Source organism: Bacillus sp. AFS040349, from assembly GCF_002577655.1.
Classification (GTDB): domain Bacteria; phylum Bacillota; class Bacilli; order Bacillales; family Bacillaceae; genus Metabacillus.
In genome coordinates this window covers 1-13,272 of the sequence record NZ_NUMC01000082.1, presented here as the reverse complement: position 1 = coordinate 13,272, position 13,272 = coordinate 1, and the positions used below count along the sequence as shown (strand labels likewise).

The following is a 13,272-nucleotide window of genomic DNA, read 5'->3' as shown; positions in this document are numbered from 1 at the left end:
TCAATTTATGACCAATGGGTACTCTAATATTACATAAATACCCATTAAATAAATATATCTACTGACCAGTGGGTACTCAGAAAATAAGGTAAGGAACGATTATGAATTGTTCCTTTGACATCCTTTTAAAAAAAGATCTACTACAAATAAGACTGTCTTAAGTAACATTGAATAATCAAACTCTTTGTTAAAAAAGATATCTCTTTTATAGTTTTCAAGCATACCAATAAAAGCTTTCGCATGATCACTTGCATTAAGAATGTTTTCTTTTTCCATAACAGAAGTGACGTATTGATGATAATTATCTAAAAAATCATGTAAAGTTTTTATCATCTTAGGATTATTATTATATGCCTGCAAATATTTATTAGGAGTATGCTTATCTCTATAAAATACGGCAAGTTGTTCCTCAGCAATACAAATTAATTTTTCTTTAAAAGAAGAAAAGGTGTTTACCTTTGCTTCAATCATATCTATATATCGCTGAAAATTTCTTTCATGTGTTTCTATATATAATTCATCTTTTGATGAAAAATACAAATAAATTGTACCTTTTGACACACCTGCTTTTTCAGCAATATCCAGCATCTTTGTATCATAAAACCCCTTTTTACCGAATATTTGCATGGCAGCGTCTACTATTTTATCTTTCTGATCTTGCCCACGTGTCAATACTTACCCTCCATTCAGAACCGGTTGGTCATTATAAATATATAAGGTCTTTTAAAAATCGTCAATTTTAAATGTGCTTTTTATTTCTGTGAAAATTTTCAATGAAATAAAAAAGATAAGCCCACTAGTGCTTACCTTTTCAAATTTTATTATCTCCCTCGCACCTAAACCATCATGCTAAAAATCGAAGTTTTCTTTTTATGTATATTATACATGTACTGCATTTCTTGTTTTATAATCAATAAGTTTTCCATTTTCAATATAGACGCTATTTCTGCCAGTACGCTTGGAGGCATAAAGCGCTTTATCAGCTGAATTCAGTGCACTTGTCATCATATTTTCTTCGATCACTTTCGCGACCCCGAAGCTTGCTGTAATAGGTATGATTTCATTATTTATAACAAGTGGTTCATTTTCTATACTTTTTCTCATCATGTCTGCATACTCTCCAGCTTCTTCCAATGTCATAGAAGGTAAACATAACACAAATTCTTCTCCACCATAGCGTCCAAATAAATCATTAGGCTGCAACAATTGCTTACAAATACGAACAACATGTCGAATTGCTTCGTCTCCTATATGATGTCCATAAGTGTCGTTAATTTGTTTAAAATGGTCAATATCAAAAAGAATTAAAACGACTGTTTGATCCTTTTTTCTCATTTCTTCTACTAATTTTATGCTTTCTTCAAGGAATGCAGATCGATTTAATATGTTTGTTAATTGATCAATGTATGCCAGACGCTCAAGTCTATTTTGTAATCGTCGTTGCTCTGTAACATCTAGAATAACGATTGTATTTCCTACAACATCTCCGCTCTTTTTCTTAATCGGAGAAGAACGTAATTGATAATAATGATTTCTCTCATGCCATTCTAATTCAAATTCTGATTCATGATCCATAGAATCTAGTTCAGGAAACGGAAAGGCTGAAGAATCATGATTATTTTCCCATAGCAACTCCATTTTCTTGCCTATCATAGTATTATCTAACTTTTTTATTAAACTAGTAGCAGCATAATTAAAATCAATAATTCGTTTTGATTGATCCAAAACAACTACACCATCACGCATACTATCAAAAATAAGGCCCCTTGCGATAGGTGCTAAATCAAATAAATTAGTAGATAAAAACGCCCAAATATATAATGCTGATGTAACACTTAATACAACTGGAACTGGGTCAATACTAAAAGGAACCAGTCCGATTAAGTAAAGAAATGAAGAAATCATTGGTAAATACAATCCAAGGAGCATGACTAATGTTTGTTTCCAATATGTTGACTTTGTTTGCTTCCAATAATGAAGTAATAAAATACCTCCCACTAGTAAACAAGCAAATGTGTAACTGCCATGAACAATATACCAGGGACCTAAAACAAACCCCAATAATGGTGCAATCCCCTGTTTAAGATAAATGGTTTGATAAAAAAGGTGATGAAAATGATTTGTCAGGACTATTAGTGTTGTTAAGACTGGAATACTAAAAGCAGTTATTACATTCTTTTTGGTCATATATTTTTCTGCCCCAATATACTGAGTAACTAAAATCAAGCTAAGAGGTGCAATATATGGGAGTCCTAAATACTGAAAGTAGGTCCAAAACACAATCATCGACAAGCTTTGACTAGATAGCTCAAAAGCATGTCCAAATGTATAAATAGAAGAGAACAAAGAAATTAGTATAAACGTTTTACTTCCAAAAAAGTTTTTTCTTCGAATAAAAGCAAATACTCCTATAAATAAACTTAAAACTCCAGATACTGCCAAAAAAACAATATATATAAAGATTTGAGAATTCATGTGATTTACACTCCACCATATGATGTTTACTAGTTAAATGTTACCATATAATGCTTAAAAATGGATATAATATCTTTCTATAAGAGCACATTTTGTCAAAACTTGACAGGTGGAGGATGCAATTTAATTAATAAAAGCCACATTCTAATTAAGAATGCGGCTTTTATATTTCATTATTTTGAAAATGCTTCTGTTAAGACAGGAACAATTTGCTTTTTACGAGAAACAACACCTTTAAGAGTAGCTTGGTTGTTATCTAGTGTTACGTTAAATGCTTGTTCAACTTTGCTTGTTTCATTACCGATTGCAACTGCAACAGAATCATTTGTTAAAATGTCTGTTACAACGAATAGGAATAAATCTAAGCCTTTTTCAGAAACAACGTTTGAAAGAGCTGCTTCAATTTCAGCTTTATGTACAAGAACATCATTAGTATCAACAGCATTAACTTGTGCGATTTCTACTTTGCTAGATCCCATTTGGAATTCTTTTGCATCAAGTGAAATTAATTGCTCAACAGATTTATCACTTAAATCTGCTCCAGCTTTTAACATTTCTAATCCGTAAGTGTTTGCATCAACACCTGCAATCTCAGCTAGTTCTTTAGCAGCATCAATATCTTCTTGTGTGCAAGTTGGTGATTTAAATAATAAAGAGTCAGAAATAATCGCTGAAAGCATTAATCCTGCTGTTTCTTTTTCAATTGCAACACCATTCTCTTTGTAAAGCTTGTTAAGAATTGTTGCCGTACAACCTACCGGCTCAGCACGATAGTACAAAGGATCGCTTGTTTCAAAATTTGCAATACGGTGATGGTCGATAACCTCAAGTACGCGAACTGAATCAATATCGTCAGCACTTTGTTGACGCTCATTATGGTCAACTAAAATAACTTCACTTGCTTCACCTGCTACTTTTTCAACAAGACGTGGAGCTTCCTTTTTAAAATAGTCAAGCGCATATTGAGTTTCCCCACTTACTTCACCTAAACGAACAGGCTCAGCATTTTGACCAATTTTATTTTTTAATTCAGCATACGCAATGGCAGAACAGATTGTATCTGTATCCGGATTTTTGTGACCAAAAACAAGTACTTTTTCCATAATGAACTCCTTTACACATTAAAATATACTCTATCATATCATAATTACTATGGATTATTTAACCATGAATTATGAAAAAAATAATGATTTCATCAAAAATGTTTCAACATTTCTATCTTTGTTAAAGCTTCCTTCCATTCTCTGATTACTTCTTCCACTATTTCACTAGCAGCTTGATCGTTTTTAAGAAGTCTTGTAGTTTGACCTGACCATAATGACATAAAGTCGGGATTATTTTGTTCTGCTGCTGCTTTACGGATTGCTGAAGTAATTGTGTTTTGACTTGGAAAAGGTAGTGGTGAAACACCCGAATTTTCAAATTCTGTTATATATTCATTTTTTATTCCTCTTGCCGGTCGTCCCGAAAAGCTTTTTGTTATCACGGTACTTTCTTCTGTGCTAGTATGTAACGCATTTTTATAGGCTGGGTGAATACCTGATTCTTTACAAGTTAAAAATTGAGTTCCCATTTGAATTCCTTGTGCTCCTAGAACCATAGCTGCAAGCATTCCGCGTCCGTCCATGATTCCACCTGCCGCTATTACTGGTATGTTCACAGAATCTACTACCTGAGGGATAAGTGAGAATGTTCCTATATTTGCTCCGTTTGGATGTTCTTCTATATTAAACGTACTTCTATGCCCTCCTGCATCGCTGCCTTGAGCAACGATGCTATCCACTCCATTTTCCTCCGCAAGAATCGCCTCTTTAACAGTTGTAACCATAGAAATAATTTTGATATGATGACTTTTTAATTTTTCTACTTTTTCCGGAGAAAGTAAACCAAAAGCAGTACTAATAATCGGTACTTCCTCTTCAAGCAAGACTTGAAATTGTTCCTCAAAAGTATCAACTGTTCTTAACTCTTCTTCTGTTTGTATAATCCCTAGCTTTCCTCGAAACACTTGTAATATAGAATCTACTTCTTTTAGGTTAGTAAAGTCATCTCTCATTGATGTACAAAATAGATTAACAGCAAATGGTTTGTTTGTTTCTTCTTTTATCTTTCTAATACTTTTCCTTATATCTTCTGGTTTCATATAAGCAGCCCCTAATGTACCAAGTGCACCTGCTTCTGAAACATTTGCTACTAATTCCACTGTTGTGGCACCACCTGCCATACCTGCCTGTATAAGCGGAAACTTAATACCTAATTGTTCACAAAGGCGTTTGCTCATTGTCTTTCCTCCTAAATATGTAAAGATATATCTTCTAGTTTACTTTCTTTTTTTCCTTGTTAATATATTCCTATAAACAATAAAAGAGACTGACCAAAATCAGTCAATCTCTTTTGAATCTTATTTAACAGTTGCTTCAACAGTAGGATTAAAATGACTAGATGTGACATCAACTTCTTCTTCTGTTTCAATATATCCATTAGGATCAAATTCATTTTCAGATTTTGATACAACAACTGTTGCTACCCCGTTACCAATTAAGTTTGTAATAGCACGTGCTTCCGACATGAAGCGGTCAACACCTAATAACAATGCCATCCCTTCAACAGGGATCATTGGGAACGCAGCTAATGTAGCAGCTAAAGTAATAAATCCTGAACCAGTTACTCCTGCTGCTCCTTTAGATGTTAGCATTAATACACCTAATAAAGTGGCAAGCTGCCAGAAAGATAAATCAATGCCATATGCTTGAGCAATAAAAATAGCGGCCATTGATAGATAAATAGAGGTTCCATCTAAGTTAAACGAATATCCAGTTGGAACAACAAGGCCAACAACTGACTTTGAACAACCATATTTCTCAAGCTTTTGCATCATTTTTGGTAAAGCAGATTCCGATGAAGATGTTCCTAATACAAGTAAAATCTCTTCTTTAATATATTTAATAAAACTAAAAATATTAAACTTGTAAAATTTTGCAATACCACCTAAAACAAGAATAATAAAGAAAAACATTGTGATATAAACAGATCCCATCAGTTTCCCTAAAGAAACAAGAGAGCCAATTCCAAAGTTACCAATTGTATACGCCATTGCACCAAATGCTGCAATAGGTGACATTTTCATAATCATATTTACAATAGCGAAGAAAATATCTGTTAGTTTTTCAAATAACGAAATAACAGGTTTTACTTTTTCCCCTAATGATGCTGTCGCAATTCCAAACAAAACAGCAAAGAATAAAATTGGGAGTAATTCTCCACCAGCTAAAGCAGCAACAGCATTATCCGGAACAATTCCCATCACGAAATCCATAAATCCATGACTAGCTTCCGCAGCTTGATCTGTATATTGAGAAACATCTGCTCCTTTTGCTCCGTCTGTATTAAAGCCACTACCAGGTTGAATCAATGTAACAACTAAAATACCAATTGCTAATGCAAAAGTTGTAACAATTTCAAAATATAGTAATGCTTTTCCACCAATTCTACCAACCTTCTTTAAATCCCCCATGCTACCTATTCCGATAACAATAGTAAAGAAGATAATTGGAGCAATTACCATTTTAATCAGCTTAATAAAAATATCAGCCAAGACCTTTAATTGGGCTCCAAACTCAGGAAAGATAAATCCTATCGTAATACCTAAAATAATACCAATAATAACTTGGACTGTAAGATTTTTAAAATTTATTTTCATCGATCACTCACCCTTTCTTGTTAACGCTTTCAATATCTTTTCTCTATATTATCGGATAATTAAGAATTTTAATATTTAAGGTGATAATGATCTTTTTGGTCTTTTTGGTCTTTTTTTTACGTTCAGAAAATCTTTGCGGGTAAGTATTAGGTTACTAGTGGAGCATAAAAAAAGACACTACAAAGGTGTCTCTAATTCCTCAATTCTCGTCATTATATAATTCTTTATTAACTCATCATTTATCCCTTGTTGATAGCTTTTATAGACTGGCATCAGTTTTTCTACCCATTCAGCTCTCTCCTCACTAGTAAGGACGTGAATATCAATGGTTGATTCATCCTTCATTAGTTTTAGCTGCTCTATGTTCATTTTAACTGATTCATTCAACATCCATTCTGTTGTTTCTTTCATAGCTGATGTTAAGCCTTCTTGTATATCCTTTGGTAAGCTATTCCAAAAATTTTGATTAATCAAAACAACATAGCCTAAAAATCCATGATTACTTATCGTCATATTTGTTTGAAATTCATACAAACGACGTGAATAAATGTTAGAAATTGTATTCTCCTGACCGTCAAACATGTCCTGCTCAAGTGACGTATATAACTGATCGAAAGGTATAGAAATTGGCCGCGCTCCTAATTGCTGAAATTGTTCTTCGATAATTGAACTAGGCATTGTTCTAAAGCGCTGTCCCTGAAAATCCCCTGGTATTTGAAGAGCATGTACATTGCTTGTCATTTGCTTAAAACCATTGCTCCATAATGCCATCCCTTTTATATTTTCTTTCGTATGTAAAGTGAGTAAACGTTCACTAATCTGTCCTGAAAAAATTTCTTCTACATCTTCATCGTTTTCAAAGAGAAACGGCAAGTCAAATAATCCCCATTCCGGCGTCAATTTTGTCATTTTTGATAATGATGGAGCAATCATTTGAACATTGTTGTTTTCTAGTGCCTCCAATTCTTGTTCGTCCGTATATAAAGCCCCATTAGGTACGACTTCTACTTTTACAATCCCATTCGTTTTTTCTGCGGCCAGTTGTGCAAACCTCTGAGCAGCCAGCCCTTTCGGTGTATTTTCAGCAACAACATGACTAAACTTTATGACAATTTGCTCAGAAAGACCTTCTTGTTCATCATCATAGCTTACATCATGATCTGCATTCTGGAAGGGATAGAAAATAAGCGAAAAAATAAGACCAAGTACAACTAAACAAGATCCAATCAAATATTTCATATACTTTTCTTTCCCCCCTTCTCTCACACATTGTAACATGCTATAAAATTCCATGGTAAAATGAAAGCAACTCTTTGCTTCAAACTCATTATAACTCTTAGATCTAGAAAGGACACTGTATGAACCGTGTAACAATCCAAACAAAGATTATGGGTTTAATCTTTTTTATTGTTAGCTTTTCTTTATTTCTAGCCGGGATTGTTATAATCCATAATTTTATTAACTCACAAGAAGAACAATTAAAACAACGTGCGTTATTAACAGCACAAACGGTTGCGGAGGCATCAGATATTACTGCCAAGATAACTGGTAGTGTGGAGGAAAGAAACGAGATTAATAACAGGGTCGAAACGATTCGTATTATTCACCATGCCGACTACATTGTTGTGATGGATATGAATCATATCCGTTTGTCTCATCCCGTTCCAAAACTCATTGGACAAAAATCGAAGGGTGCTGATGAGGGACCTGCTTTTGCTGAGCTCTCTTACACAACAAAAGCAAAAGGAGAGATCGGTACAATTATTCGTGGATTTTATCCTATAATTAATCAAGAACATCATCAAGTGGGTGTTGTTGTTGTTGGGTATCGAATGCCAACTCTTATAGAAATAATTAAAAATCTCCGCATGGAAATTATTTTTACTGCTGCTATTTCTTTATTATTTGGTGGTTGGGGGGCATGGATTTTAGCATCACGGATAAAAAAAGAAATGTTTAACCTTGAACCACATGAAATTGCAAGACTTTTTGTTGAACGAACAGAAACATTTAATGCCATACATGAAGGCATCATTGCTATTGATAATGACCAAAAAATCACGGTCTTCAACGATCAAGCTAAAGTCATGATGGGAATAACCGGAGAAGTGATCGGAAAGCATATTCAATCTGTGATTCCTGATACCCGATTGCCTGAAATTCTAACATCACAACAACCTTCCTTTAATAAAGAATTAACAGTTAGAAACTTAAATATTGTCAGCAACCGTATTCCAATCAAAGTAAAAGGAAAAACAGTAGGGGCCGTAGCAATTTTCCGTGATCGGACGGAGGTAAAAAAACTTGCAGAAGAACTTACAGGTGTTAAAGCATTTGTCAGTGCCCTACGTGTGCACAATCATGAGCATATGAATAAGCTTCATACAATTGCAGGATTGCTCCAGCTTGGGCATAAAGAAAGGGCCCTGGACTATGTTTTTCAGATTACAGAAGAGCATGAAGAGCTTTCTCAATTTTTAACAAAAAATATAAAATATGAAAGTATCTCAGGACTTCTTTTAAGTAAAGTAAGTCGAGGAAAAGAACTTGGTATTACTGTTAATATTGATCGACATAGTCGATTATTCTCGTTTCCACAACCTCTGGACGAGCATGATTTTGTCGTTATTTTTGGGAATTTAATTGAAAATGCCTTTGATTCTTTTAAGGATTACCCTGAGGTAAATAAGGAAATTCATGTAAGCATTGAACAGGAGGAAGGATTTCTTTCAATTTTAATAGAAGATAACGGAAAAGGAATTCCCGAACAAATAAAACCCTATATTTTTCAAGAAGGTTTTTCGACAAAAGATCGTTCCAATCGTGGGATTGGGTTGTTTTTAGTAAAAGAAATTGTGACGAAGGCAGGAGGAACAATTGAAATTGAATCATCACCTATCCATGGTTCTTCCTTTATTATTACCTTTATGTCATGATTGTTATTTTTGGAGGAATGCAAATGAATCATCCAGCAACTCGTGTTCTTCTTATTGAAGATGACCCGATGGTACAAGAAATTAATAAACAATTTGTTGAACGTGTAGAAGGCTTTGTTGTTATTGGATGTGCATCAAATGGAAAAGATGGAATCGAACTTATAAAAAAAGACAAACCTGATTTAGTTCTGGTAGACATTTATATGCCAAATCAAGATGGAGTAACAACAATCAAACAAATTCGCTCTGAAGGTCTTGATACAGATGTAATTGCCATTACTGCAGCAAGTGATGTTGAAACCGTTCGTTATTGCTTTCAGCTTGGCGCAAAAGACTATATTATGAAACCTTTTAAGTTTGAGCGCATTAAACAGGCTTTAACAAACTATCGATCATATTTTTTAAAAGTAAATGAAAAAGAATCGATTACACAACAGGAATTAGATCGGCTTCTTTTTCAAGAAAGTAAGCATGATTCTTTCGAGCTTCCAAAAGGGCTTAATGTTGTTACGTTACAAAAAATCCAACACTTTTTAAAAGATAAACAGAAGCCAGTGTCAGCTGAAGAAGTGGCAGAAGGAATTGGAATCGCAAGAGTAACGGCCAGACGCTATTTAGAATACATGGAGAAAACAGGTGTTGTTTCTATTCATGTTGAATATGGCGGGATTGGTCGGCCAATTAATCGCTATATGATAAAATGATAGGAAACATCTTAAACAATAAAAAGCCTGTAGAGAATCAACCAACTCTCTACAGGCCTTATTTTATTCTTTACTAAAATGAATTGATACCCATTCATTTGTCTGGGCTTTTTCTTCTATAGCAAAACCACCTTTGGCAAATACGTCAATTAATTGATCAATATGCCATTCAACTAATCCCGAAATGAAGAAAGTATCACTATTTTTTAACAAATCATGCCTTTCAATAATACTCATTGTTTCATTTGCTCCAATATTAATGATAATGAAATCATAATAATCATTTATTTCATAATCACCAGTTATTAGATCGGCTTGGACAACTTGGAGATCGTTTGTTAAATTGTTCAGTTCTGCGTTATGATGAAATTCACGAGCTACTTCTTCATAATCGACAGCCACTACCTTGTCTGCCCCTTTTAGAGATGCTGCAATAGCAAGCATACCAGACCCTGTTCCTAGGTCAAGAACACTTTTCCCAGTAAGGTCCTTATCCAAAATCATTCGTAAGCAGCCTTGAGTTGTTTCATGTAACCCGGTTCCAAACGCTGCCAAAGGATCGAATTTTAGCACATGTTTATCTTCATACTGTTTTTCGGAGTTTGGATATTGAATAACCCAACCATTACCTAAATCTATGTCTTCAAATTCATAGGTTTGCTCCCAATTTGTTTCATCATAGGTTTTATAATGAATGGCATCTCTTGAGATAGTAAGCGTTGATTCAATTAATGGATAATAGGATTCTGGTAGGTGTTCTACCTCAAGATCACTCGCATAGATTTTTAAGTCTATATGCTGATCTTCTTTTTCCTCATAACCATATCCGTTTTGGACCTTTATTATTTCAATCGGTGATTCATAATATAAATTGTAGATGCCTGCTGCATTTAGCAGATCCGTAACTTCCTGAACATTTTTATAAGGTATGTTTATTGAAAATTCATGTAACATGATTGATTCCTCTCTTTATATGTAATACGCTCAAACGTCCATTCACAGTTTAATATAGATCGTATTAAGATAGCAAATTGTTTTCAAATCTAATAAAAAAGAACCTAGTATTGCACTAGGTCCTTCATTCACTATTTATCACCATTCACATAGTCACGCCATTTATGCTGTGGCTGCCAATTTAATAGCTTCTTAGCTTTTTCATTAGAAAATAATGTCTCATAGCCTTCTAATTGTTTACGAATTTCAACACCCGGATAAACGGTGTCCATAAGCTTTTGACTTTCAATATTCATGCTCGTTTCATCAGCAGCGATATTTAACGCAACTGAGCCTAATCCATCCGTTTCTACAGCCAATCGATAGGCAACCGCTGCATCTCTAGCATCAATATAGCTCCACATAATTACTTTTCTTTGTTCCGGATCATTGATAAAACTAGGAAAGTTTTCGTACATATGTGGGGCAATAATATTTCCTAATCTCATTGATACAACCTGTATACCAGTCCGCCTGTGAATCATATCGGCTGTTTGTTCATTTACGATTTTTGATAACCCATAACTATCTTCAGGTAATTGTGGATGATTTTCATCAAGTGGCGCATATTGCGGCAGCAGCTCTTTTAATGGGAAAACTAATCCATATGATGATTCACTAGATGAAATCACTGCTTTTTTAATTCCCAGAGTTCCAGCGGCTTCTAATATATTGTATGTCGACATCACATTATTTTGAAATGTCACTTCATTTGGGTGAGAATAGGCAACTGGAATTGCTGCTAAATGAACAACAGCATCTGCACCAGCCAATACTCCATAAACTTCACCTAAATTTTGCAAATCTGTTATAACTGTTTTACAAATTGGATTCTCGGGATGTTTGATATCTGCATTTACAACTTCATATCCATGATCAAGAAATTCTTTTATAACAGAATATCCAAGGAGGCCGCTCCCTCCTGTTACAACAACTTTCTTCATAAAATCACACACCTTAGTTTAAAATGTCTTCAATTTTCGCAATCACATCAGGTGTTAATGTAACATCTGAGCCTTTTGCATTTTCAATAATTTGCTCTGGCTTTGTTGCACCAACTAGAGTACTCGCGATATTAGGTAAACGTAAAATCCATGCAATCGCTAATTGAGATAAACTAATATCTAACTCTTTAGCTAGATTTCCTAGTTGTTCAACCTTTGTAAGTGTTTCATCATTTAATAATTGATCCATAAACATGTTCGAGTTAGGATCTGTTGCACGACTTCCTTCTGGAGCTCGGTTATTTAAACTATATTTTCCTGTTAATACACCTTGTGCTAATGGAGAAAATACAATTTGACCAATTCCATGCTGTTCACTTACCGGGATCACTTCTTTTTCTATGTAACGGTGAAACATGTTATAGTTCGGTTGATTTACAACAATTCGATCTAATAAATATTTCTCTGCAGTACCAACTGCTTCTTGAATTTGTTGAGCTGTCCATTCACTTACACCTGCATATAATATTTTTCCTTGGCGAACTAAATCATCAATGGTTCTTAATGTTTCATCAACAGGTGTTTCTGGATCATAACGGTGACAGTAATAAATGTCCACATAATCAGTATTTAATCGTTTCAAGCTGGCATGAAGCTGTTCAAACACATGCTTTCTAGAAAGTCCACGGTCATTAGGTCCTTCTCCCATCGGCCAAAACACTTTGGTTGCTAACACATATGAATCACGACTGTACCCACCAAGTGCTTCTCCGACAACTTTCTCAGATTCTCCTGTTGCATATACATTTGCTGTATCAAATGAATTTATTCCTAAATCATAGGCAGTTTCAATCGTTTTAACTGCTTTATCTTTTTCAGTAGAAGCACCATATGTAAGCCAGCTTCCTAAGCTTACTTCACTTACTTTTAATCCTGATCTGCCTAAACGTCTATATTTCATCTCAACATCTCCTTTAACAAAATGAATGAACATGTTATTTCTGGTATCGTTTACATTTGTAAATTATATATAGTTGCAAAATGGTATACAAGTACTGAATTATTATTGATATAATAAAAAATAAGTTATCTACTTTACTTTTTATAGTAACTATAAGGGGGATACTATGGAGAAAGCAAACGAGTTACATATTGAATGTTCCATTGAAAAAGCACTAAATATTATAGGTGGAAAATGGTCATTTCTTGTTATTAAACAACTCTTTGATGGAACAAGAAGATTCGGTGAACTACAGCGTGCAATCCCAAATATCAGTCCAAAAGCACTAACAGATACACTTCGTCATTTAGAAAGTCATGAAGTACTAACTCGTGAAACCTTTGCAACTGTACCTGTGACAGTTCAATATACTTTAACAGAGAAAGGCCATGCTTTAAATATAATGTTAAAAGAAATGAAAAAATGGGGAGCACAGTGGGGATAACTGAGGCTTCATATAAAATAGGCTACTAAGCAAAGTGAACTCTAATATGAGTTCACTCAGGCTGTCGAGAAACCT

The 13,272-nt window shown here is 34.3% G+C and carries 12 protein-coding genes; 3 read left to right on the top strand and 9 right to left on the bottom strand.

All coding sequences use genetic code 11. From position 1 onward, the window contains the following. Positions 1 to 99 precede the first annotated feature (99 nt). From COD11_RS17630 to COD11_RS17605, 6 genes are all read right to left on the bottom strand, one after another. A complete protein-coding gene (locus tag COD11_RS17630) occupies positions 100 to 672 on the bottom strand; it encodes a TetR/AcrR family transcriptional regulator (protein ID WP_098798215.1) in 573 nt (190 codons plus the stop codon). Positions 673 to 879: 207 nt separating this feature from the next. Then, positions 880 to 2,475, bottom strand: a complete 1,596-nt coding sequence (locus COD11_RS17625) for a histidine kinase N-terminal 7TM domain-containing diguanylate cyclase (RefSeq protein ID WP_098798214.1) — start codon at positions 2,473 to 2,475, stop codon at positions 880 to 882. A gap of 173 nt (positions 2,476 to 2,648) precedes the next feature. Further along, complete coding sequence (locus COD11_RS17620; RefSeq protein WP_098798213.1) at positions 2,649 to 3,578, bottom strand: manganese-dependent inorganic pyrophosphatase; 930 nt, start codon at positions 3,576 to 3,578, stop codon at positions 2,649 to 2,651. A gap of 92 nt (positions 3,579 to 3,670) precedes the next feature. Beyond that, positions 3,671 to 4,756, bottom strand: coding sequence for an NAD(P)H-dependent flavin oxidoreductase (locus COD11_RS17615; protein ID WP_098798212.1), 1,086 nt, complete (start codon positions 4,754 to 4,756; stop codon positions 3,671 to 3,673). 120 nt (positions 4,757 to 4,876) lie between these two features. Continuing rightward, a complete protein-coding gene (locus tag COD11_RS17610) occupies positions 4,877 to 6,175 on the bottom strand; it encodes a dicarboxylate/amino acid:cation symporter (protein ID WP_098798211.1) in 1,299 nt (432 codons plus the stop codon). Between the two features lie 177 nt (positions 6,176 to 6,352). After that, a complete protein-coding gene (locus COD11_RS17605; protein WP_098798210.1) occupies positions 6,353 to 7,414 on the bottom strand; it encodes a DctP family TRAP transporter solute-binding subunit in 1,062 nt (353 codons plus the stop codon). A gap of 119 nt (positions 7,415 to 7,533) precedes the next feature. Here COD11_RS17605 and COD11_RS17600 point away from each other — a divergent pair, with 119 nt between their 5' ends. Together COD11_RS17600 and COD11_RS17595 are read left to right on the top strand one after the other, a co-directional pair. Then, positions 7,534 to 9,111 (top strand): ATP-binding protein, encoded by a 1,578-nt coding sequence (locus tag COD11_RS17600; protein WP_098798209.1) that lies wholly within the window; start codon positions 7,534 to 7,536, stop codon positions 9,109 to 9,111. 23 nt (positions 9,112 to 9,134) lie between these two features. Next, a complete protein-coding gene (locus COD11_RS17595) occupies positions 9,135 to 9,815 on the top strand; it encodes a response regulator (RefSeq protein WP_098798208.1) in 681 nt (226 codons plus the stop codon). Between the two features lie 63 nt (positions 9,816 to 9,878). Here COD11_RS17595 and COD11_RS17590 read toward each other — a convergent pair whose 3' ends face one another. The 3 genes from COD11_RS17590 to COD11_RS17580 all read right to left on the bottom strand — a co-directional run bounded on the left by COD11_RS17590 (position 9,879) and on the right by COD11_RS17580 (position 12,713). Beyond that, on the bottom strand, positions 9,879 to 10,769 hold the full coding sequence (locus COD11_RS17590) for a 50S ribosomal protein L11 methyltransferase (RefSeq protein ID WP_098798207.1): 891 nt from the start codon (positions 10,767 to 10,769) through the stop codon (positions 9,879 to 9,881). Positions 10,770 to 10,900: 131 nt separating this feature from the next. Beyond that, positions 10,901 to 11,752: an NAD-dependent epimerase/dehydratase family protein gene (locus tag COD11_RS17585; RefSeq protein ID WP_098798206.1), complete on the bottom strand. Its 852-nt coding sequence runs from the start codon at positions 11,750 to 11,752 to the stop codon at positions 10,901 to 10,903. A 13-nt stretch (positions 11,753 to 11,765) separates the two neighbouring features. Continuing rightward, complete coding sequence (locus COD11_RS17580) at positions 11,766 to 12,713, bottom strand: aldo/keto reductase family protein (RefSeq protein ID WP_098798205.1); 948 nt, start codon at positions 12,711 to 12,713, stop codon at positions 11,766 to 11,768. A gap of 166 nt (positions 12,714 to 12,879) precedes the next feature. Between COD11_RS17580 and COD11_RS17575 the strand changes: the two genes are divergently transcribed. Beyond that, positions 12,880 to 13,197, top strand: a complete 318-nt coding sequence (locus tag COD11_RS17575; protein ID WP_098798204.1) for a winged helix-turn-helix transcriptional regulator — start codon at positions 12,880 to 12,882, stop codon at positions 13,195 to 13,197. The last annotated feature ends 75 nt before the right edge of the window (positions 13,198 to 13,272 follow it).